This is a genomic window from Mesorhizobium sp. IMUNJ 23033 (genome assembly GCF_044778005.1).
Lineage (GTDB): Bacteria > Pseudomonadota > Alphaproteobacteria > Rhizobiales > Rhizobiaceae > Mesorhizobium > Mesorhizobium amorphae_A.
On record NZ_JBJACT010000007.1, the window covers coordinates 104,930 to 125,907 of the forward strand.

Here is a 20,978-nt window from a genome sequence, read left to right on the forward strand (position 1 = left end):
CCGGAACCGATTCTTTCGATTCGACAATCCAACAAAAAAGCCCGGCATCACTGCCGGGCTTTTTCATCTCGTGAGACGGTCTCGATCAGTCTTCGTTCGCCTTGACCTTGACGCCCAGCGTCTTCGGCAGGTCGAGCGGGTTGGACATCGCGCCCGCCATGATCAGCGCGAACGGCACCGAGGCCGGCGGCTCGGCCGAAATCTCGAGGCTCTTCGGCTCGTCCAGATACTTGCTTACCGCGGCCGTCACTTCGGCCGTCAGTTCCGGATTGTTGAGCTGCGCCATGCCGAACGGCACGATCGCCTTGGCCTGGTTGGCGATGTCCTTGGCCGACATGCCCTGCTGCTTGCCGACATACTCCAGCACCTTGCCGGTCAGCGAATCGTCGTCGAAGCGGATCGAGGCGCCGTTGAAGGAGAGCTGCTGCATGAGGCCGAGCATGGCCATGCCTTGCGCCGAATTGTCGGCGCCTTCGGGCTGCGCCGCCATCTTCTTCTGCATCTCCTGCACCGACTTGACGAAATCGAGTGTGTAGCCGCCGAGGTCGAAGGTCATGCCGAACTTGCCGGCATTGTCGACCGCTATGTCGTATTTCGACAGTTCCACCTTGCCGTCCGAAGGCTGCCAGGTGCCGGCCACGTCGATATTGCCGGTGATGTTCTGGTAGCCGAGCGCGTCGATGACCTCCTTCGACTTCGGATCCTCGACGAGGGTCAGGTCGGCATTGAACTTTTCCGTCGTGCCGGTGAATTCCATCGCCTTGCCGTCGGCGGGCGGTGTGATTTCGATGGCGAGGCCGTCCATCGAGAAGGCGGACTTGTCGGCGACCTTGACCGTCATGTTGGCGAGTTCGGCCGATTTGTACATCAGCATCGATCCCGTCGGTCCGGTGGCGCCGTCAGCTGGAATGGTCATGTCATGGATGACGAAGGGGCTGAGATCGAGCGTGATGCCGTCCTGGGTACGCTGGAACGCCGCGGTCGACACGGTCGCGATGTCAAAACCGCCATTGGCCTCGGTCACGCCCTCGAGCTTGACGTCGCCGATCGGCAGCGCCTCCTTCTCGGCCGCCGGTTTCACCGACACGCCCTGCAGAACCATGCTGGTGGCGTCGCCGGTCACTCCGGTCCAGGAAATGTCGACGCCCTGAGCGGCAAGCGTCGCCTTGAGCCGGTCAGCGACGGCAGTGTCCTGCGCGAAAGCGGCATTCAGCGGCAGCGTCAGCAAAAAGGTCGAAAAAGCGAGTTTGCGGAATGAGTGTTGGATTGTCATTGCAAGTCCCCTGAGATGTCCTGAAAAATTGTCTTCATCGGTTACGCCATCACCATTCTGAGACGAACTGGACGGGATAAAGGCGTTGTCGGACAGAATGGTCGAAAATCACGGCGAAAGGCAAACCCGATCCTCGGTCTTTGCGTGGTGCGGTGAATTTGTCATGAAGATCGGATTTCCATGCGTCATCGCGTCATGCCTTAGACAGGGCTTGTAACAGATTGATGTTGGCCGGCGCCGGCACCGCTTCCGATGCTGTTGCACATAGACGTGGCCGTGCCGGCAATTCCGTGAAGTCCATCACACCCCTATGGTGGATTTGAGGTGCCGTCGCCGCCCGGGCTTCGCCCTTAATTACCGCCCCAAGGCCTTACGACGTGCGGATTCCCACACCCGCGTCTTGCTGCGAATCACCCGCTCGGCTAGTGCAGCGCCATGGGAAAAAGGCTTTTGCCGCCTCAAGATGGCGGCGGTGACCACGTCGAACCGGTCGATCTGAAGAAGGCGCTGGAAGAGCGCTACCTCGCCTATGCGCTCTCGACCATCATGCACCGGGCGCTGCCGGACGTGCGCGACGGGCTGAAACCCGTGCACCGCCGCATCATGCATGCCATGCGGCTGCTCAGGCTCAATCCCGACCAGGGTTTCGCCAAATGCGCCCGTATCGTCGGCGAGGTGATGGGCAAGTTCCACCCGCATGGCGACCAGTCGATCTACGACGCGCTGGTGCGCCTGGCGCAGGATTTCTCGATGCGCTACCCGCTGGTCGACGGGCAGGGCAATTTCGGCAATATCGACGGCGATAACGCCGCCGCCATGCGCTACACCGAAGCGCGCATGACCGATGTGGCGACGGAGCTGCTTGCCGGCATCACCGAGGACGCGGTCGACTACCGGCCGACCTACAATGAGGAGGACGAGGAGCCGGTCGTGCTGCCCGGCGCCTTCCCGAACCTGCTGGCCAACGGTTCGTCGGGCATTGCCGTCGGCATGGCTACCTCGATCCCGCCGCACAACGCCGCCGAGCTTTGCGATGCGGCACTGCACCTGATCGAGCATCCGGACGCGCCGGTGACGGCGCTGATGGATTTTGTCCAGGGGCCGGATTTCCCGACCGGCGGCATCATCGTCGACAGCCGCGCCTCGATCCTCGAAGCCTATGAAACCGGCCGCGGCGGTTTTCGCGTCCGGGCGAAATGGAGCCAGGAGGACCAGGGCAGGGGCACCTGGAGCATCGTCGTCACCGAGATTCCCTATGGCGTCCAGAAGGCCCGGCTGATCGAAAAGATCGCCGAGCTTCTGATGGCGCGCAAATTGCCGCTTCTGGAAGACATCCGCGACGAGAGCGCCGAGGACATCCGCGTCGTGCTGGTGCCGAAGAGCCGTTCGGTCGATCCGGGCATCTTGATGGAATCCCTGTTCAAGCTGACCGAGCTTGAAAGCCGCTTCCCGCTCAACATGAACGTGCTGTCGCGCGGCAAGGTGCCGAACGTGCTGTCGCTGAAGGGCGTGCTCAAGGAGTGGCTGGAGCATCGCCGCGACGTGCTCATTCGCCGCTCGAAGCATCGGCTTGGCGAGATCGAAAGGCGGCTGGAAATCCTCGCCGGCTATTTGATCGCCTATCTCAATATCGACGAGGTGATCAGGATCATCCGCGAGGAGGATGAGCCCAAGCAGGTGATGATGGCCCGCTGGTCGCTCACCGACACCCAGGCTGAAGCCATCCTCAACATGCGCCTGCGCGCCTTGCGCAAGCTCGAAGAGATTGAGATCCGCAAGGAGTTCGACGGCCTCACCGCCGAGAAGAAGCAGATCGAGGCGCTGCTTGCGTCCAACGCCAAGCAATGGGCGACGATCAAGTGGGAAGTCACCAGCATCCGCGACAAGTTCGGACCGGAGACCGAACTCGGCAAACGCCGGACCCAGTTCGCCGATGCGCCCGAGCATGACCTGACCGACATCGCGCACGCCATGATCGAGCGCGAGCCGGTCACCGTGGTCGTCTCGGAAAAGGGCTGGCTGCGGGCGATGAAGGGTCATCTGAGCGACCACTCGACGCTCACCTTCAAGGAGGGCGACAGCCTCAAGCTCGCCTTCCATGCCCAGACCACCGACAAGATCCTGGTCTTCACCACCGGCGGCAAGTTCTACACCATCGGCGCCGACCGGCTGCCGGGCGGGCGCGGCCATGGCGAACCGATCCGCATCATTGTCGACATGGACAACGACCAGGACATCGTCACCGCCTTCATCCACGATCCCAAGCGCAAGCTGCTTCTGGTGTCCTACGACGCCAACGGCTTTGTCGTGCCGGAGGAGGAGGTCGTCGCCAACACCCGCAAGGGCAAGCAGGTGATGAACGTCAAGGCACCGGACGAAGCCAAGCGGTGCCTGCCGGTCACCGGCGACCATCTCGCCATCGTCGGCGAGAACCGCAAGATGCTGATCTTCCCGCTGGCCGAGATCCCGGAAATGGGCCGCGGCAAGGGCGTTCGCCTGCAGAAATACAAGGACGGCGGCGTACTCGATCTCAAGACGTTCACACTCGAAAGCGGCCTGTCCTGGCAGGATTCGGCCGACCGCACCTTCATCAAGTCGCGCGATGAACTGGTGGAGTGGATCGGCCCCCGGGCGTCGGCCGGACGGATGGTGCCGAAGGGTTTTCCGAGGACGGGCAAGTTCGGGTAGCAAGGCGCCTCTTCCTTCTCCCCTTGTGGGAGAAGGTGGCCGGACCGAAGCTCGGTCGGATGAGGGGTGTTCCAGCTTGGTGCGCCAGGGGACACGAAACCAACGCCTCGTTTCTTCCAGCACCCCTCATCCGTCTCGGCGCTTCGCGCCGATCCACCTTCTCCCACAAGGGGAGAAGGGAAGAGCCGCCACCCAAACATTTGGACTATCGTCACGATTGCTGCACTATCATGCTGCATGATTGCTGCGGGCAGGAGAGGCACAGGGTTTGAAGCGGACTGAGATCCAGAAACCGGAGCGGCAGCAGCGCCTGTTCGGCCTGTCGGCGCCGCTGAGATCCGCCGTCATCCCGCCGCTGTCGGCGGCGCGCTGGCTTTTGGTGCTGATCGTTGCCGCCGGCGTCTACTTCTTTCACGGCTTCCTGTTTCCGGTGCTGGCAGCACTGGTCATCGCCTTCGCCAGCTGGCCGCTCTACCGCCGGCTGCTTGCCGCCGTCGGCGGCAACCGCACCATCGCCGCGACTTTCGCGATCCTGTTTATCCTGACCTTCCTGGTGGTGCCGATCGCGCTCGCCGGCACCTATGCCATCAACGAAGTCCGCGAATGGGTCGCCTGGGCGATCGAGACCAACCGGCACGGCGCGGTGACGCCGCACTGGATCGCCACAATGCCCATCATCGGCGAGTGGCTGAACGAGCAATGGACGACCAATTTTGGCCATCCCGGCGGCATCGGCGAACTGATCCAGCTGGTCAGCGGCGCCAACATCGGCAGCATCTATCGCGGCGTGCTGGCGGCCGGCGGCAGTGCCTTCGGCCTGTTGCTGACGCTGCTGTTCATGATGATCGCGCTGTTCTTCGCCTATCGCGATGGCGAGCATTTCGCCGGCCAGGTCGACCGCCTCGGCGAGCGCATCCTGCCGATGAGATGGGAGCGGATTTCGCGGGTTGTACCGGCGACCATCTCCTCGACCGTGACCGGCATGACCATCATCGCCATCGGCGAGGGGCTGGTGCTGGGCATCGCCTACTGGCTGGCCGGCGTGCCTTCGCCGGTGACGCTCGGCGCCTTGACCGGCGTCATGGCACTGATCCCAGGCGGCGCACCGCTGTCCTTCACGCTTGTCTCGATCTATCTCGCCGCCAGCGGCTCGCCGGTGGCGGGGTTCGCGCTGTTCATCTGGGGCGCGGTCGAACTCTTCATCGTCGACAAGACGCTGCGCCCGAAGCTGGTCGGCGGGCCGATCAAGTTACCCTTCCTGCCGACCTTTTTCGGCTTGATCGGCGGCGTTAAGACGATGGGCTTCCTCGGCCTGTTCATCGGTCCGGTGCTGATGGCGCTGCTGGTCGCGATCTGGCGCGAATGGCTGCGCGAGGTCGAGCTGATGGACGAGGCCGCTCCTGCAGCACCTGAGGAACGGGACGATCATCCGCCGCAGATCGAGATCGCCGCCGATCACGGCGTGCCGAAAAAGAGTCAAGCCGGGTGACTGACGGCGAGCGCGGCACGGCGCTTGCGTCCTTCATGCAGCTGCCACAGTGAGTGGGCGACCAGCGCGGCGATCAGGATGACGCCGCCGATCAGGCTGTTGCGCGACGGTGTTTCCGCAAAGATCATCCACACCCAGACCGGCGCCAGCACGGTTTCCAGCAGATAGAACATCGCCACCTCCGGTCCGGAAATGTATTTCGGTCCGTTGGCAAGGCAGAAGAACGATATCGGCATGGTCACGGCGCCGTTGAAGATGATCCACCATGGCGCGTTGACGTGAAAGCCTTCGCCCGAGACCATGAACGCGGCAACCGCCAGCGGCAGGACGACGCCGACCAGCGAGGTGAAGCCCATGTCCTTGCCGCTGGCGCTCGAGATGGTGATGGCTAGAGCGACGAAGAAGGCCGAGCAGAGCGCCATGAAATCGCCGAACAGGTGCCCGGTGCCGACCGAACCGCCGACGATGATCAGCACGCCAAGGATCATGACCAGCATCGTCACGAGCGTCACCAGTCGCGGCCGCTCCCGGAGGAACAGCCAGGACAAGAGCGCCGCGAACACGGTGCTGAAGGCGAGGATGAAGACCAGATTGGCGGTCGAGGTGTGGAAGACGGCGGTGATGAAGGTGATGCCGGTCAGGCCATAGCATATGGCCACCGCCAAGCCTGACCGGCCTGGGATGAGCTGTGGCGCGTTCCTGCTCAGCCTGCGCCAGACAGCCCAGACCACGAGTGCGGCGATCAAGGTCGTGGCGTTGCGCAACATCATGATGGTCCATGGGCTGCCGTCGGCGAGCCGGATCAGCGGGATGTCGATGGTAAGCGTCAGTCCGCCGATGGCGGTGATGAGGAGACCCTTCTGATGATCGTGGTGGGATGACATGCCGATCTCGCAATGAATGGGGAGGCAGGCCGCAATATCGGCCCGTCGCCTGTCTTCCAGCCACGCGGCCGGAAGACCAGCATCCTCCTCCTTGAAACAGTTTAGAGATGAATGGCGGAAGGAAAAGTCAGCGCGAAACCGCTTCGTGGTCGTAGCGTTCCCAGCCCTTCGGGCCGAGATGCTCCTGCGGCATGAAGCGCATCTTATAATTCATCTTGCGCGAGCCGTTGACCCAGTAGCCGAGATAGACGTGGGGCAGACCCATTGCCCTGGCACGGGCGATATGATCGAGGATCATGAAGGTGCCGAGCGAGCGGTCCTCGAAATCAGGATTGAAGTAGGAATAGACCATCGACAGGCCGTCGGCCATCTTGTCGGTGAGCGCCACAGCGATCAGCTCGCCCTGGCCCTTGCCGGTGATGAAGGTGTCGGGGCCGCGCCGCCGGTATTCGATGATCTTGGTGTCGACATGCGTGTCCTCGACCATCATGGCGTAATCGAGCACCGTCATGTCGGACATGCCGCCTCGGCGGTGCCGGGCATCGAGATAGCCGCGGAACAGCGAATACTGCTCGGTGGAGGGCTGCGCGTCGTGCATGGCGCCGATAAGGTCGGAATTGTGCTGGATCACCCGCTTCATGTTGCGGCTGGCGGTGAATTCTTGCGCCAGGATGCGCACCGAAACACAGGCACGGCAGGTTTCGCAGGCCGGCCTGTAGGCGATGTTCTGCGAGCGCCGGAACCCGCCTTGCGTCAGCAGATCGTTCATCTCCGGCGCCTTGTCGCCGACCAGGTGCGTGAACACCTTGCGCTCGAACTGGCCCTCGAGATACGGGCACGGCGACGGCGCGGTCAGGAAGAACTGCGGCGACTGGGTCGGGTGCTGCGTCATCGAGTCTAGAAAACACTCCTGCGAATCGCCTTACCTTTGGCCCGGTCGGCGAAAAATTCAACAGGATTGTGAAGCAGCGGCCGACCGAAGGCCGTCATATTTGCTCATAAGCGCCCGCGCAGCCTCTCGAAATGCTGTTTCAACGATCCCTGCGGCTGACCACGGTGCCGAGCAGCAGGTCGTGCAGCGTGCGCTTGCGGTCGGAAAACAGCGTCACCAGAAGAACCAGCGGTGTCAGGATGACGTTGGCGGCCCAGAACAGCACCGAATGCACGACGGCGGTCAGCCCGTCGATGCGGGTGCCGTCGAGGCGATCGAGCCGGATGCCCATCATCTTCATGCCGGTCGTGGCCTGATCGCGGCTGCCCAGCGTGTTCCAGATGTAGAGGATGGCGACCGCCGGCACGAGGACGGAAAACAGCATCCAGCCAAGGCCGAGCGTCAGCAGCCCAAGCAGGAGCACCAGGATCGCGAAGGGGATGGTGAGCAGCGCGACAATGCAATAGTCGATGATGAAGGCCAGGATGCGCCGCGTGCGCACGCCGTCATAGGCCCTGACATCGTCGAGCCTGCTGGTGATGATTTCGCCGTCGAGAACGCGCGCGTTCATGTCATATCCTCGTAACCTGGCCCACAATAGGGTGTGGGCGCACTGCTGATGAAATGGTGAAGGCCTGCTGCGGAATCAAGATCGGCGCCTTTAGCCCGGCGGCTACGCCAACGCCCTTCGAATCGGTTGAATTTGCCGCGCGGATGGCATTAGCTTGCTGCGGCGCAACAAAGCGCAGGGGAGACGAGGGACGGGGCAATATGGATTACGACATGCTGGTCATCGGCAGCGGCCCTTCCGGGCGCCGTGCTGCCGTGCAGTCGGCCAAGCTCGGCAAATCGGTCCTAGTGGTCGACAGGGGCCGGCGCCTCGGCGGCGTCTCCGTGCACACCGGCACCATCCCGTCGAAGACGCTGCGCGAGACCGTGCTCAACCTGTCCGGCTGGCGCGAACGCGGCTTCTACGGCCGCGGCTACCGGGTCAAGCAGGACATTTCCATCGGCGATCTGGTCGAGCGCCTGCACAAGACGCTCGACCACGAGGTCGAGGTGCTGCAGCACCAGTTCATGCGCAACGCGGTCAAGAGCGTGCGCGCCACGGCGAAATTCCTCGGCCCCAACAAGGTCAGCCCGACGAGCGACAATGGCGACTACAGCGAGGTCGGCTTCGCCAATGCGCTGATCGCGGTCGGCACGAGGCCGCACCGGCCGCGCGACGTGCCCTTCGACCAGACCCGCATCTTCGACAGTGACGAAATGCTGGAACTCGGCCGATTGCCGCGCACGCTGACGGTGATCGGGGCCGGCGTCATCGGTGTCGAATATGCGACGATCTTTTCGGCGCTCGACGTTCCGGTAACGCTGGTCGAGCCGCGCAACACCATCCTCGATTTCGTCGACCGCGAAATCGTCGACGATTTCATCCATCAGATGCGCGACCGCGGCATGACCATCCGGTTGGGCAGCACGGTCAAGGAAATCGCCTCGAAGCCCGACTATGCCGAAGTAACGCTTGCCGACGGCCGCACCATCCGCTCAGAGATCGTACTTTATGCCGCCGGCCGCAGCGGCAATCTCGGCAGCCTCGGGCTGGATGTGGTCGGCATCGAGGCCGACTCCAGAGGCCGCATCAAGGTCGATCCGGAAACCTTCCAGACCAGTGCGCCGAACATCTATGCCACCGGCGACGTCATCGGCTTCCCGAGCCTTGCCTCGACCTCGATGGAGCAGGGCAGGGTGGCCGCCTGCCATGCCTTCGGTGTGGCGCTGCCGCCGCCGCCCGAAACCTTTCCCTATGGCATCTACGCCGTGCCGGAGATCTCCACCGTCGGCCAGTCCGAGGAGCAGGTGCGCGAGAGCGGCGCCGCCTACGAGGTCGGCGTGGCGCGTTTTCGCGAGACCTCGCGCGGCCACATCATGGGCGTCAACACCGGCTTCCTGAAACTTCTGTTCTCGGTCGAAACGCGTCGGCTGCTCGGCGCCCATATCGTCGGCGAGGGCGCGACCGAACTGATCCATATCGGCCAGGCGGTGATCAATCTCGGCGGCACCGTCGACTTCTTCGTCAACAACACCTTTAACTATCCGACGCTGGCCGAAGCCTACAAGATCGCCGGGCTCGATGCCTGGAACAGGATGGGGCAGGGATAGATCCCGGACCGCTAGCTTGCCGGCGAGACCGCGATTGTCCTGCCGCCCATCCATTGCCTGACGATTGCGGCGTCCGCATCGCCGAATTCATGACCTGATGAAACGATCCGCGCATCGACCTCAGCGCCGTGTTGGCTGAGCAGCGTGACCAGCGCCGGCGCGAAAGGCGCGTAGGTGAGGTCTACGGCGCCGGCGATGATCAGTGCCTTCGTGCCGGTCAGGTCGGTCGCAGGCACCTCGTCCAGGACCGGCATCGGCCTGAGCAATGCTGCCCGCTCGACAAGCCCGGGATGCAGCAGCATCAGGCTCGAAACCAGATTGGCGCCATTTGAATAGCCGAAGAAAGTCGCCCGCGCGAGATCGAACGTATGGCGCTTCGCCGCCTCTGCCACGAACGCGGCGAAGGCGGCCGTTTCGGTCAGTATGCTTTCCTGTTCGAAGCGGGTCGGCGTGATCCGAGCGAACCAGCGGAAACCGTCCTCCTGGGCGATGCGGCCACGCGCTGCGACAAGCGTAGCCTTGGGTGCGATCTGCCTCGCCAAGGGCATCAATGTCGTCTCGTCGACGCCGGAACCATGCAGCAGGAACAGGCATTCGCCGCTTGCGTGTGCTGGCCTGAAGATGCGGTAGGGGAAGGCCAGATCGCGGTGCAGGAAGCCGTTCTCGTCGGTATATTCAGGCATGCTTATATCCTATTGATTCCATGGCCGTTTTGTTGGTTTGCCGGCTTCAAAACGGAATATTTTCTTGCTCCGCGAAAGTTGATTGAACCGGGCGCATTTCAGTCCGTTTCTTCGCGGATATGCTCCTGCGGGAGGAATCGAAGCGATGCGCCGGGCGGTCGCATTGCTGGTGTGAACAACGAGAGCATCCTCTGCTCTCCCTTTGAGGCCTTTTGTCGATGACCACCCAGATTTCGCCGGATCGCAGTGTGCGTATCCCGGAGCGCGACACGCGCATCGATGTGTTTCGCGCTCTCGCGCTGCTCACCATTTTCATCGACCATGTGCCGGGCACCGTCTTTGAAACCCTGACCTACAAGAATCTCGGCTTTTCGGACGCGGCGGAAGCCTTCGTGCTGATTTCCGGCATGTCCGTCGCTCTTGCCTATGGCGGCAAATTCCAGCCGGGAGGCCGGCTGCTCGCGACGCTCAAGATGTGGCGCCGTGCAGGTGTCCTCTATACCGCCCATATCGTTACGACGATGGTGGTGATGGCCATGTTCTGCGCGGCGGCGGTGTTTGCCAAGCGCCCGGATCTGCTGAAGCTGATCAACATCGAGCCGCTGATGAAGAACACGCCGGAAGTGCTGGTCGGCATCGTCACGCTCGGCCATCAGCTCGGCTACAACAACATCCTGCCGGTTTATGCGGTGCTGCTGTTGCTGGCGCCGCTGTTCCTGCTCTTCGTCAGCTACCGGCCGCTGGCGGCGCTCGCCGTGTCCGGAGCGCTGTGGCTGCTTGCAGGCATCTACCAGATCGCCCCGCCCAACTATCCCGAGCCCGGCTTCTGGTTCCTCAATCCGCTGTCCTGGCAGTTCCTGTTCAATATCGGCCTGGCGGTCATGCTGCATGTCAGGCGCGGCGGCACAATTCCGGTCAATCGCTGGCTGGTCGGCGTTGCCGCAACCTATGTCGCCGGGGCGCTCATCTGGGTGCACAGCCCGCTTTGGGGGCACGTGTCGTGGCTGGACCTGCCGGTGGTGCTGAGCGGTTTCGACAAGACGTTCCTGTCGCTGCCGCGGCTGCTGCACATCCTTGCGGTTAGCTACCTGATCGTGGCCATTCCGGCCGTCTCGAATCTGTTCCGCACCGCGCCCGACCATCCGCTGGCCATACTCGGCAAACGGTCGCTGCCGGTCTTTATCGCCGGCACGGTGATCGCCATGGTGGCGCAGGTGATGAAGCTGATCAATCCTGGCGGCCTTGCCTATGACACCCTGCTGATCGCGGCCGGCATAGCCATGCAATTCGCGCTTGCCTTCTATCTCGAATGGCTTTCGGGCATCGGCTCGTCAGGCAAGAAGCCTGTTCGCAGCGAGACAGCACCCGCACGCACCGCCTTCGGCGCCCAGCCGGCAACGGTGGTCAATCGTTGAAAGCAGGGAGCAGGTTCAGCTGCCTGAGGGCGGAGGTCCGGACGACGCCCTGACGACCAGCTCGACATCGAGCGTCTCGCGCCGCACCGCGCCGTCGAAATCGAGGATCATGCGCGCTGCCCGGCGGCCGATCTCGGTGATGGGTTGGGCGATGGTGGTCAGCGGAGGATCGCACAGCGCGCCATCCGGCACGCCGTCGAAGCCGACGATGGAGACATCGCCGGGAACCTTCATGGCGCGCTCGGTCAGCCATTCGATCGCGACCATGGCGATCCGGTCCGACATCGCCAGTATGGCGGTGGGTGGCTCGGCGCCGGCGAAAATCGTTTCGAGGCCAGCCCTGGTGCTGGCTTCTTCGTTTTCGGTCTCGTAGACCGGTACCTTGGCGGTATCGACGCCGAAGCGTGAGAGTTCCTCGAAATAGCCGGTGAGGCGGTCGCGGGTTCCGGTATAGACCGCGGCCTCGACTTGCTCGGCCGAAACAAGACCGGTTCTGTCATCGGCGAACTGCAGCGACAGCACGGCGAAACGGTGGTGGCCAAGCTCGCAGAGATGGCGCGCCGCAAGGCGGGCGCCGGCGACATTGTCGACGCCGATCGCCGAAACCGTGTCGTCCTCGAAGCCGAGCTCGAGCGCGACGAAAGGCAGCTTGCGCTCGCGCGTCAGCTCGACCAGGCGGGTGCCGCCGTCGATGCAAAACAGAACAAAACCGTCGACCAGCGCGCTTTGGATATTCCAGGCAAGCTTCTCCTGGTTGCCTGCCGACACAAGTGCAATTCCAGCACCGGTGGCATCGCAGGCCTCGGAGATGCCGGCCATCATGACGCGCGCGAACGGGTCGTCAAAGAAGTAGGAGAGGGGCTCGGTCGAGGCGACGCCGATCGCATTGACCTTGCCGGCGCGCAGCAACCGGCCCTTGGGATCGGGGCCGGCATAGCCCATCGATTCCGCCACGGCCTTGACCCGCTCGCGCACTTCCTCGCGCACGATCTCGGGACGACTGAAGACATTGGACGCCGTGCCGTGCGATACGCCCGCGGCCTTGGCTATGTCGGCCAGCCGGACCGGTCTTGGGTTGCCTGTGACGAGTGATGCCATTTTTGCTGCCTCCGGACCCCACTTAGCACTTTCGTTGGATCGATTCAAATTTTTGCTTGACATTGGCGTGCCGAGGCCTATTTTTGAATCGATCCAATCGCATTGATTGGGCCAACCGAGAGGAGGGTGCCATGCATCCCGTCAATTACCTGTTCGAAGACATCTACCGCAACGATTGGGGCCTCGCCTTGATCGCCAGGACCGAAAAGCGCCGTGGCACTACCAGCGCCTGGAAGCGCGACCTGCGAATCCTCGTGGAACGCAAGCGCGGCTAAACAGGCTGCCGTTTTCGCGACCGTTGATTGGATCGATTCAAGTCAAGAAAGGAGACCAAGCCATGCACCCGATCAGCCATCTGTTCGAGGACATCTATCGCAATTATTGGGGCATCTCGCCGGCTTCCGACCGGCCTGAGCGGCGGCGACTGACAGGACCGGCCGCGCGTGACCGCGAATTGCTGGCCAGGCGCGAACGCCGGCAGGATTGAGCTTTTCGCGCCCCAGGCAATTTCAGGGGCGAGGGCGCAGCAGCGCCGAGCCGGCGATCGCCAGCCAGCCGGCGATGAGCAAGGTGCCGCCGATCGGCGCCGACATCGGAAACAGCCGCGAACCCATGAAATCGCGGGCGAGAAGATCACCGCAGAAAAGCACCAGCCCGACAAGCAGGATAAGGCTTGCGATCCGCAGCACCCGGCCTGCGCCGACAAGGCCGACGGCGAGAAAGACCGGCGCATGCATCAAAAGGAAGGACGCGGCGGTGCTCACGAAGGCGCCGCCCAAATGCGCGGCAGCGGCTGACAACGCCACCCCCGCCGCGCCGCAAAGGCCACCGGCCAGCACAAGGAGGCGGCTGTAGCCTGCCGGTTGTTCAGGTGTGTCCATGATGCCTCCGTGAATTGTCAAACGACGAATGCGGTGTTGCGAAGCGTGGATGTTGATAGTGTCGCTGAACTCAGTCGGTGAAGTAGCGATAGCCGAGCCACGCTGCCAATGCGGCGAATGCTCCCCAGATGCAGGCAATCACGACGCCGGCGGTTCGATTAACCGGGCGCTGTGCTGCAAGCGCGGCGGCGGCTCGATGTTCTGCCATGACTTCTGGCGGGATCATTTTCAGCACGGCCAGAATGCCGAGCGGCACAATGATCGCGTCATCGAGATATCCCAGCACCGGTATGAAGTCGGGAATCAGGTCTATTGGTGACAACGCATATCCGGCGACACACAGCGCCAGCGCCTTCGCATACCACGGGGTGCGGGGATCGCCGGCTGCGAGGTAGATCGCGTGCACGTCTCGCTTGATCGTGCGTGCCCAGTCTTTCAGCCTTCCGTTCATGGGGCGGGTTTATCCGCAATAGGTGACGGCTGCCAGTCAAACCGGGACACCGAAACAGCGTCAGGATTTGCCGGCTTGCGCCAGCATGTTGCGCGTGCGGCGCGACTGGACAATCCAGTTGTAGGCCGCGCCGCCTGCCATCAGCACCGACGTACCGAGAAACACCGAGCGCATGCCGAAATGGCCGCCGGCGAAGCCGCCGAGCAGCGGTCCGGCGACCTGGCCGACATATTGCGCCGAGATCGACAAACCCAGCACGTTGCCGCCGACGCCATCGGGAACATTGTGGCGGATGACGCTGGTGATGCAGGGCAGCAGGCCGCCCAGCGCCAGCCCCATCAGGAAGCGCAGGCCGATGAGTTGCCAGCCCTCGGTGACGAAGGCCTGCGGAATGAGCAGCAGGGCCGAGACAGAAAGTGCTGCAACGACGACATTCCAATGGCCGATGCGGTCGGCAAGCTTGCCCATCCACGAGGCCGACAGGATGGCGCCGAGTGCTGCTGCAGACATGACGACGCCGGCGACCATCGTCACCCGGCTCTGATCCTCGATCAGCTGCTGCACATAGACGGTGATGATCGGCTCGATCGACATGGTGGCGAAGGCGAGCAGCATGCCGGTCGCCAGCATGGCGACGACGGGACGCTTGTCGGGGATCTGCGACCAGCCGCTCTGCGGTTTCGCTGCCGTCTTGGCGGCCGGCGGGCGAGGGTTCTCCTTGATGAGAAAGGTCGTCGCCAGGAAGGCGAGGAAAATGACGCCGCCCGACAACAGGAAGGTGGCGCGGATGCCGATCAGCGGCGGCAGCGCGCCACCGAGCAGCGGGCCGACCAGGCCGCCTGCGGTGATGCCGGACGACATCACGCCGAGCGCCCAGCCGGAGCGATCCTTCGGCGTCTGCATGGCAACCAGGATGGTCGAGCCCGAGGAATAGCCGCCGGCAAAGCCGATCAGCAGGCGCAGCAGCACCAGTTGCCAGACCGTCTCGACCATGCCGGTCAGCGACATGCAGATGGCCATGCCGAAGCTGGCCCGCACCAGCATCAGTTTGCGGCCGTAGCGGTCGCCGAGCCGTCCCCACAGCGGCGCAACGAGCGCGGCGGCAAGGAAGGTCGCGCCATAGGCGATCCCCGACCATTGCACGATCGCTGCATGGCCTTCGGCGCCCAGCTGCTCGACGTAGAGCGGCAGGAAAGGCAAGAGCAGGGTCATGGCGATGAGCGTGCTGAACGAACCTGCAAAGCAGACGGCGAGATTGCGCCGCCAGTGGACGTTGTAGGTGCTTTGTTCGGTGCCGTCCTGTTCCATGCCCTGCCTACCCATACCGGGGATTGTTGCGGATACCGTTTTGGGATACCAAGCTGGTATTCGTCTTCTACCTCAGCCCTGTCGCTGTCAATGCGGCCGATACGAACGGAACCACCATGTCGCAGATGCAGAGCGTGGAAAAACAGCTTCGCGAGATGATCCTCGGCCTCGAGATCGGTCCCGGCGAGCGCCTGACCGAGCGCTGGATCGAAAGCCGCTTCGGCGCCTCGCGCACGCCGGTCAGGGCGGCATTGCTGCGGCTCGAGACCGAGGGCCTGATCTGCCGTGATGGGCGCGGCTGGACGGTCTCACCGATCAATCTGGCCGAGCTGGAGCAGATCGCGGTCTACCGCGAAGCGGTCGAGGTCGCCGCGGTGCGGCTGACCTGCACGCTAAGCGACAAAAGCGTCATCGACGACATCGAGGCGATGCTGGACTCCTGCGATGCCGGCACCCCGCGCGAGGAATGGCACCGTGTCGGCATGGATTTCCATATCGAGCTCTCGCGCCTGTCGGGCAACGACTTCCTATTCCGGGCGGTACGCGATGCCATGACGCGGCTGTCGCGCGCGCGCTGGCTGGAGGTTCGCGACGAGGCCGCCCTCGGCCGTGCCTGGACGGAGCACCATGTTATCCTGGCGGCGGTGCGCGCCGGCGACGCGGATGAGGCGGCGCGGCTGCTCTCGGCTCACATCATCGGCAGCCGCGACCGGCTGGTGACATCGCTTCACAACGACCGGCGTGGCCTGCGCGCCAGGGGCTTCGCCGTCGTCGCCGCGTGAAAAGCCGGCACCCGACGATCAAACGCACTTTCGGTCTCGCTTCGCCGCCGCCGATGGCGTAAGAGCGGCGATGGAAAACAACCGATTTGAAACACCCGTGACCGTCAAGTCGGCCGCGGCCGGACCCAATCAGCTCTTGCGTTCGGCGCGTGAGGCTTCCGATTATCTGCTCAACAACTGGCCGGGCAAGCGCAGTCCCAAGCATCGCGAAGCGCTGCAGGCCTGTCATGATGCGCTGGCCGGCGACAAGCCGGCCATGAACGCAAGGCGCGCCTTCATTGCCGCTGCGCGCGAAGTGAACGTCTTCGTCAGCGACAAGGCGCCGGCCTGAACACAGCTGAATCTTGAGCGGCATCCCCACTCGGATGCTTTGCTACTCTGCGGTTTCCGCCTCGGCTTCAACGCTGGTCCGGTCCTCAGGCTTATCGCGTTCCTTTGCCGCGACCTTGGCCGCCAGCTTTTCAGCCTTCTTGGCGGCCTTCTGGCGGTCACGCTCCTTGCGTTCCTGTCCGTAATTCGGTGCTCGCGCCATATCGGTTCCCTTTCGTATGCCCGGAGGCTCCTGACCCTGCCTAGGAGCATTGGTCGGCAAACACAACAGCTGAAGCGATGGTGCCGGCAGTTTGCTCCTGCACGGTTCCGGGCTTGCAAGATGCGTGGCACAATGGTGTAGGAGAGAACCGGGGGGCCGAGATTTGTGGGAGCCGCCCTTTTTGTTTTGATCAAAGTGACCGATGGCCACAGCTCTGCGCAACGCGGTAAAGGTGTTCTATTACGCACGCAATGCCGCGCGCGATATCGTGCCGCAGGCACTGTTCCGTCGCAGGCTCACCGGCTGGCTTGACCAGGTCAGGCTCTCGGACGCCACGGTCCGCGAGCGGCTGAAGTACTACAACAGGCTGCAGCACGCCTTCGTGCCGAGCCCGGCTGCGGTGCCTGTCAGCCGACTGCCGTTTTCGCCGAGCATGTACTACTACGACCTGAAGGAGTTTGCGCGCTACTTCGATCCCGGATTGCTCATCGATGTGGAATTCGGCGACGTCATCAACGTGCCCAGGATGCCGGCGGTCGTGAAGGATCGACCGATCAACCACGACAACAGCAATGCCGTCCTGATGAAGCTCGACAAGTTCCGTCACTTCCACATGCCGGCCGACAGGATGCATTTCGCGGACAAGCGTCCGGCCCTGGTCTGGCGCGGCGAGCTCAACAATCCGATACGGACCGTGTTTCTCGAGGCCACGCGCAACCTGTCTTTCTGCGACGTCGGCACACCCAAACGGACAGCGGCGGAACAATATCGCAAGCCCTACCTCACCATCGAGCAGCAGCGGCACTACCGCTACATCGTTTCGCTCGAAGGCAACGACGTGGCGACCAACCTCAAATGGATCATGAGTTCGAACTCGCTGTGCCTGATGCCGCCGCCGACATACGAGACCTGGTTCACTGAAGGGCAGATCGAGGCCAACGTCCACTATGTGCCGCTCGAGTCGGACTTTGCCGACCTTGCCGACAAGGTGCGCCATTTCGAGCGGCACCCGGCCGAGGCCGAGCGCATCATTGGCGCAGCCAACGCGTATTGCCGCAAGTTCTGCAACGAGCGGGACGAGCAGGCGATTTCCCTGCTCGTGCTCTACAAATATTTCGTGCTCAGCGGCCAGGTCGAGCCCGATCCCGACGTTTGGCGTTTTATCTCGAGCTAGACGAGGCTCACCACGTGGCCTTGTCAGAGGCCGCTGCGGTCGAGAACCAGATCGGCCGCGCCGAAGCGCTCCTTGGCCGTGAATTGCTGGTGCCAGTAGGGATAGAGCACCGGTGGCCTGCTGACGGCGTCGAGGCGCTGGCGCTCGTCAAAGGACAGCGTCAGGCTGGCGGCGGCAATGTTGTCCTTGAGCTGGGTTTCGTTGCGGGCGCCGATCACCAGCGAGGCGACGGCCGGCCTGCCGAGCAGCCAGGCGAGCGCGATCTGCGCCGCCGACACGCCACGCGCCTTGCCGATCTCAGTGAGCACGTCGACGATCCGCCACAGCCGGTCCTCGTCGCGGATCGGCGGTTCCGACCAGCCGCCGACCTGGCGGGCGGTGGGGCTGTCGCGATGGTACTTGCCGGACAGCAATCCGCCGGCCAGCGGACTCCACACCAGAACGCCGAGGCCCTGGTCGACAGAGATCGGCAGCAGTTCGTACTCAGCCTCGCGCGCTTCCAGCGTGTAGTGGATCTGCTGGGTGACGAAGCGCGGCTGGTGGCTTCTGTCGCTGATGCCGAGCCCCTTCATCACCTGCCAGCCGGAATAATTGGAACAGCCGACATAGCGGACCTTGCCCTGGCCGACCAAGGTGTCGAGGGCGGCCATGGTCTCCTCCAGCGGCGTCACACCGTCCCACTCATGCAGGAAGTAGATGTCGATGACATCGGTCTTGAGCCGCTTCAGGCTCCTCTCGCATTCGCGGATCAGGTGATGGCGCGACAGGCCTTCGTCGTTGGGGCCGTTGCCGATGCGCATGCGCGCCTTGGAGGCGATCAGCACATCGGCCTTGCGCTTGCCGCCGAGCGCCTCGCCGATGATCTCTTCCGAAATTCCGTTCGAATAGACATTAGCGGTGTCGATGAGGTTGATGCCGGCATCGATGCACATGTCGATCATTCGCTTTGCTTCCGCGAGATCGGTCTTGCCGACCGCCGCGAATGCGCCGGCGCCACCGAAGGTCATGGTGCCCATGGTCAGCGTCGAAACTTTCAAGCCGGAACGGCCGAGGGTGCGGTATTCCATGTCAGGTCCTCGCGATTTGATTGAGAAGCGGGCTCGGGTGAGCTCGTCGCATTTGTAGGACAATTCCCGCCGCTTGTCGCCCCTCCGCTGGACCTGGCCGATTACAATCTCACCGATTGGCTTGACGGACGGCGCACCGGGTCACTGCAATAAAACCGTCATTGCCGGCCTATATTGAAGTCGGCTCAAGGTGTTTCCATTCCAGCCGCGGGCAGGGCTCGAGGCGCCGGAAATGACCCGACAGGGCTTGCAAGCGGAGCAGCGCAAAATGACCGAGCTAAAACAGAATTCTCCCGCCAAGGACTGGCTTGAAGCGGAGCTCGCCGACACGCTCGACGAGGACTATGAGCTCGAAATGTCGGAGCCCGCGCTGTCGATGGAGATCGCCAAGATCTACAAGAACGCGCATCCGCCATCGATCGATCGCATGCAGTATTTTCGCGACCTGATCAGCCTGCAGTCCGAACTGATCAAGCTGCAGTCCTGGGTGGCCTATCACAAGAAGAAGGTCGTGGTGGTCTTCGAGGGCCGCGATTCCGCAGGCAAGGGCGGCGTCATCAAGCGCATCACCCAGCGGCTCAACCCGCGCATCTGCCGCGTCGTCGCACTTCCGGCGCCGACCGAGCGCGAGAAATCGCAATGGTATTTCCAGCGTTATGTCCCGCATCTGCCGGCCGGCGGTGAAATCGTGCTGTTCGACCGCTCCTGGTACAACCGCTCCGGCGTCGAGCGGGTGATGGGTTTCGCCGGGTCGGACCAGGTAGAGGAATTCTTCCGCGACGTGCCGGAGTTCGAGCGCATGCTGGTGCGTTCCGGCATCACGCTGGTGAAATACTGGTTCTCCATCACCGACGAGGAACAGCAGATGCGCTTCCTGATGCGCATCCACGATCCGATGAAGCAGTGGAAGCTGTCGCCCATGGATCTGCAGTCGCGCGTGCGCTGGGAACAGTACACAAAAGCCAAGGAAGAGACCTTTGCCCGCACCAACATCCCGGAAGCGCCCTGGTTCATCGTCGAGGGCAACGACAAGAAGCGGGCGCGGCTGAACTGCATCGACCATCTCTTGCAGCAGGTGCCTTACGAGGAGGTGCCGCACGAGGAGATCACGCTGCCAGAACGCGTCTTCAATCCCGAATATGAGCGCCAGACGCTGCCGCGCGAACTTTACGTGCCGGAGAAGTATTGAGGCGCGCGCTCCCTTCTCCCCTTGTGGGAGAAGGTGGATCGGCGCGCAGCGCCGAGACGGATGAGGGGTGTTGGAAGAAACGCGGCGCTGACAATCCTGTCATTGTGCCTCCCCTCTGGACGATGGGTGATGCCAAGCTGGAGCATCCTCATCCGACCGAGCTTCGCTCGGCCACCTTCTCCCACAGGGGGAGAAGGGGGAGCCTTACAAGACCTAAGCGCGCTTGACGATGACATGTGTGGCAAGCGTCGTCGCCACCTGCTCAGTGCACCCATAGCCCAGCTTGAGCATATCGAGGCCGGCGAAGAGGTTCTCGCCGGAACCGAGCAGCATCGGTGAGACCGCCAGGTGCATCTCGTCGATGAGTTTCTCCTGGAGATATTGCCGGATGGTGGAGACGCCGCCGCCTACCCGCACATCCTTGCCGTCAGCCGCCGCTTTCGCCTGTTCGAGCGCCGCGTGGATGCCGTCAGTGACGAAATAGAACGTCGTGCCACCCTCCATGACGATTGGTTCGCGCCTGTGGTGGGTCAGCACGAAAACCGGCACATGGTAGGGTGGGTTATCGCCCCACCAGCCCTTCCAACTGTCATCCGGCCATTCGCCGCGGATCGGCCCGAACATGTTGCGGCCGAGGATCCAGGCGCCGACATTCTCGAAGCTGCGCACCGTGAAAGCTTCGTCCGTGTCCGTGGTGCCGCCGTCTTTGCCGGTCATCTTGCGGAAGGTTCGGGTGCCGATCATCCATTTGTGCAGGGCCTCCCCGCCGACGCCGAGCGGGTTGGTCAGGTTCTGATCAGGCCCGGCGCCATAGCCGTCGAGCGACAGGGTGAAAGCATTGACACGAAGCTTGGACATGAAAGCCTCCTCCATAACCAGTTGTGATCTGCAAGCAGTTAGTTTCTAATCGCACCGATTGCGAAATGCAAGCGGTTTTTATGGGATGCGATCAGCCGCTGCGGGAAGCGGTCGC

Annotated in this window: 22 protein-coding genes; 10 read left to right on the forward strand and 12 right to left on the reverse strand. The window is 63.0% G+C overall.

What is annotated here, in order from left to right; translation table 11 throughout:
* Positions 1 to 85: 85 nt before the first annotated feature.
* Positions 86 to 1,273: a hypothetical protein gene (locus tag ACFX5Q_RS11080; protein ID WP_404277644.1), complete on the reverse strand. Its 1,188-nt coding sequence runs from the start codon at positions 1,271 to 1,273 to the stop codon at positions 86 to 88.
* A 435-nt stretch (positions 1,274 to 1,708) separates the two neighbouring features.
* On the opposite strand from ACFX5Q_RS11080, the gene parC reads away from it, so the two are divergent.
* Both parC and ACFX5Q_RS11090 read left to right on the forward strand, forming a co-directional pair.
* Positions 1,709 to 3,961: a DNA topoisomerase IV subunit A gene (gene parC, locus ACFX5Q_RS11085; RefSeq protein WP_404277646.1), complete on the forward strand. Its 2,253-nt coding sequence runs from the start codon at positions 1,709 to 1,711 to the stop codon at positions 3,959 to 3,961.
* A gap of 268 nt (positions 3,962 to 4,229) precedes the next feature.
* The gene (locus tag ACFX5Q_RS11090; RefSeq protein WP_404277648.1) at positions 4,230 to 5,450 is read left to right on the forward strand and encodes an AI-2E family transporter; all 1,221 of its coding nucleotides are present in this window, start codon (positions 4,230 to 4,232) and stop codon (positions 5,448 to 5,450) included.
* Here the strand turns inward: ACFX5Q_RS11090 and ACFX5Q_RS11095 are convergent.
* The 3 genes from ACFX5Q_RS11095 to ACFX5Q_RS11105 form a co-directional block, all read right to left on the reverse strand.
* Positions 5,438 to 6,334: a DMT family transporter gene (locus tag ACFX5Q_RS11095; RefSeq protein ID WP_404277650.1), complete on the reverse strand. Its 897-nt coding sequence runs from the start codon at positions 6,332 to 6,334 to the stop codon at positions 5,438 to 5,440. The two genes, ACFX5Q_RS11090 and ACFX5Q_RS11095, sit on opposite strands and share 13 nt — an antisense overlap.
* 127 nt (positions 6,335 to 6,461) lie before the next feature.
* On the reverse strand, positions 6,462 to 7,226 hold the full coding sequence (locus tag ACFX5Q_RS11100) for an arginyltransferase (protein ID WP_404277652.1): 765 nt from the start codon (positions 7,224 to 7,226) through the stop codon (positions 6,462 to 6,464).
* Positions 7,227 to 7,365: 139 nt separating this feature from the next.
* Entirely contained in the window at positions 7,366 to 7,836 is a 471-nt protein-coding gene (locus tag ACFX5Q_RS11105) for an RDD family protein (RefSeq protein WP_192182643.1), read from the reverse strand.
* Positions 7,837 to 8,036: 200 nt separating this feature from the next.
* On the opposite strand from ACFX5Q_RS11105, the gene sthA reads away from it, so the two are divergent.
* Positions 8,037 to 9,425: a Si-specific NAD(P)(+) transhydrogenase gene (gene sthA, locus ACFX5Q_RS11110; protein WP_404277655.1), complete on the forward strand. Its 1,389-nt coding sequence runs from the start codon at positions 8,037 to 8,039 to the stop codon at positions 9,423 to 9,425.
* 11 nt (positions 9,426 to 9,436) lie between these two features.
* On the opposite strand, the gene ACFX5Q_RS11115 is transcribed toward sthA, so the two are convergent.
* Positions 9,437 to 10,108, reverse strand: a complete 672-nt coding sequence (locus ACFX5Q_RS11115; RefSeq protein WP_404277657.1) for an alpha/beta hydrolase — start codon at positions 10,106 to 10,108, stop codon at positions 9,437 to 9,439.
* Positions 10,109 to 10,326: 218 nt separating this feature from the next.
* Here ACFX5Q_RS11115 and ACFX5Q_RS11120 point away from each other — a divergent pair, with 218 nt between their 5' ends.
* On the forward strand, positions 10,327 to 11,523 hold the full coding sequence (locus ACFX5Q_RS11120) for an OpgC family protein (protein WP_404277659.1): 1,197 nt from the start codon (positions 10,327 to 10,329) through the stop codon (positions 11,521 to 11,523).
* A gap of 15 nt (positions 11,524 to 11,538) precedes the next feature.
* Here the strand turns inward: ACFX5Q_RS11120 and ACFX5Q_RS11125 are convergent, their stop codons facing one another.
* Positions 11,539 to 12,621, reverse strand: coding sequence for a LacI family DNA-binding transcriptional regulator (locus ACFX5Q_RS11125; protein WP_404277660.1), 1,083 nt, complete (start codon positions 12,619 to 12,621; stop codon positions 11,539 to 11,541).
* Positions 12,622 to 12,752: 131 nt separating this feature from the next.
* Here ACFX5Q_RS11125 and ACFX5Q_RS11130 point away from each other — a divergent pair, with 131 nt between their 5' ends.
* Together ACFX5Q_RS11130 and ACFX5Q_RS11135 are read left to right on the forward strand one after the other, a co-directional pair.
* A complete protein-coding gene (locus ACFX5Q_RS11130; protein ID WP_404277662.1) occupies positions 12,753 to 12,896 on the forward strand; it encodes a hypothetical protein in 144 nt (47 codons plus the stop codon).
* Positions 12,897 to 12,958: 62 nt separating this feature from the next.
* Complete coding sequence (locus ACFX5Q_RS11135) at positions 12,959 to 13,108, forward strand: hypothetical protein (RefSeq protein ID WP_006201930.1); 150 nt, start codon at positions 12,959 to 12,961, stop codon at positions 13,106 to 13,108.
* Between the two features lie 22 nt (positions 13,109 to 13,130).
* Here ACFX5Q_RS11135 and ACFX5Q_RS11140 read toward each other — a convergent pair whose 3' ends face one another.
* From ACFX5Q_RS11140 to ACFX5Q_RS11150, 3 genes are all read right to left on the reverse strand, one after another.
* Positions 13,131 to 13,502 (reverse strand): DUF423 domain-containing protein, encoded by a 372-nt coding sequence (locus ACFX5Q_RS11140; protein WP_404277664.1) that lies wholly within the window; start codon positions 13,500 to 13,502, stop codon positions 13,131 to 13,133.
* A 70-nt stretch (positions 13,503 to 13,572) separates the two neighbouring features.
* Positions 13,573 to 13,953, reverse strand: coding sequence for a YkvA family protein (locus tag ACFX5Q_RS11145; protein WP_404277666.1), 381 nt, complete (start codon positions 13,951 to 13,953; stop codon positions 13,573 to 13,575).
* A gap of 60 nt (positions 13,954 to 14,013) precedes the next feature.
* The gene (locus ACFX5Q_RS11150) at positions 14,014 to 15,261 is read right to left on the reverse strand and encodes an MFS transporter (protein WP_404277668.1); all 1,248 of its coding nucleotides are present in this window, start codon (positions 15,259 to 15,261) and stop codon (positions 14,014 to 14,016) included.
* A gap of 116 nt (positions 15,262 to 15,377) precedes the next feature.
* On the opposite strand from ACFX5Q_RS11150, the gene ACFX5Q_RS11155 reads away from it, so the two are divergent.
* Together ACFX5Q_RS11155 and ACFX5Q_RS11160 are read left to right on the forward strand one after the other, a co-directional pair.
* Complete coding sequence (locus tag ACFX5Q_RS11155) at positions 15,378 to 16,043, forward strand: GntR family transcriptional regulator (RefSeq protein WP_404277670.1); 666 nt, start codon at positions 15,378 to 15,380, stop codon at positions 16,041 to 16,043.
* A gap of 70 nt (positions 16,044 to 16,113) precedes the next feature.
* On the forward strand, positions 16,114 to 16,374 hold the full coding sequence (locus tag ACFX5Q_RS11160; protein ID WP_404277672.1) for a DUF982 domain-containing protein: 261 nt from the start codon (positions 16,114 to 16,116) through the stop codon (positions 16,372 to 16,374).
* 42 nt (positions 16,375 to 16,416) lie between these two features.
* Here ACFX5Q_RS11160 and ACFX5Q_RS11165 read toward each other — a convergent pair whose 3' ends face one another.
* Positions 16,417 to 16,575, reverse strand: coding sequence for a hypothetical protein (locus ACFX5Q_RS11165; protein ID WP_006201924.1), 159 nt, complete (start codon positions 16,573 to 16,575; stop codon positions 16,417 to 16,419).
* A 202-nt stretch (positions 16,576 to 16,777) separates the two neighbouring features.
* Here ACFX5Q_RS11165 and ACFX5Q_RS11170 point away from each other — a divergent pair, with 202 nt between their 5' ends.
* Positions 16,778 to 17,749: a glycosyl transferase family 90 gene (locus ACFX5Q_RS11170; protein WP_404277674.1), complete on the forward strand. Its 972-nt coding sequence runs from the start codon at positions 16,778 to 16,780 to the stop codon at positions 17,747 to 17,749.
* Positions 17,750 to 17,772: 23 nt separating this feature from the next.
* Here the strand turns inward: ACFX5Q_RS11170 and ACFX5Q_RS11175 are convergent, their stop codons facing one another.
* Positions 17,773 to 18,816 carry an aldo/keto reductase gene (locus tag ACFX5Q_RS11175; RefSeq protein ID WP_404277676.1) on the reverse strand — a complete coding sequence of 348 codons (1,044 nt, stop codon included), beginning with the start codon at positions 18,814 to 18,816 and terminating at the stop codon, positions 17,773 to 17,775.
* Between the two features lie 268 nt (positions 18,817 to 19,084).
* Here ACFX5Q_RS11175 and ppk2 point away from each other — a divergent pair, with 268 nt between their 5' ends.
* The gene (gene ppk2 / locus ACFX5Q_RS11180) at positions 19,085 to 20,005 is read left to right on the forward strand and encodes a polyphosphate kinase 2 (protein ID WP_404277678.1); all 921 of its coding nucleotides are present in this window, start codon (positions 19,085 to 19,087) and stop codon (positions 20,003 to 20,005) included.
* 213 nt (positions 20,006 to 20,218) lie between these two features.
* Here ppk2 and ACFX5Q_RS11185 read toward each other — a convergent pair whose 3' ends face one another.
* Positions 20,219 to 20,863: a dihydrofolate reductase family protein gene (locus tag ACFX5Q_RS11185; protein ID WP_404277680.1), complete on the reverse strand. Its 645-nt coding sequence runs from the start codon at positions 20,861 to 20,863 to the stop codon at positions 20,219 to 20,221.
* Positions 20,864 to 20,978 lie beyond the last annotated feature (115 nt).